The organism is Dellaglioa sp. CoH-55-MRSF-9 (assembly GCF_056782155.1).
The window spans coordinates 1-238 of record NZ_JBXAYG010000169.1 but is presented as its reverse complement, the minus strand read 5'-3'; the positions used below and the strand labels follow the sequence as shown (position 1 = coordinate 238).

The window sequence follows — 238 nt, the reverse complement described above, 5'->3', positions numbered from 1 at the left end:
AGTCCGCCTCGCAGAGCTTGAGAAAGAACAGAGCTGTCTCGTCAAGAATCAGAAAAAGTTTCGTGCTCTGGCCAAAGCGCACAAGGAAATGCTGGAGCTGCCGCGTGAACCCAAGCCGTTCGAGGGCAAGAAACTGGAACTGAAGGTTTTGCGTCGCATGATGGAGGAATTGGTGGAGCGTCGCGCCCTGCTAAAGCAGCTGGCCCCGCATCTCGAAACTATTATCGCAGTCCAGCAG

Annotated in this window: 1 protein-coding gene; it reads left to right on the top strand. The window is 54.6% G+C overall.

The features are described from left to right. Positions 1-238 (top strand): hypothetical protein (locus tag AC1RPV_RS08220; RefSeq protein WP_481764274.1); only part of this gene is annotated, 238 nt, incomplete at both ends.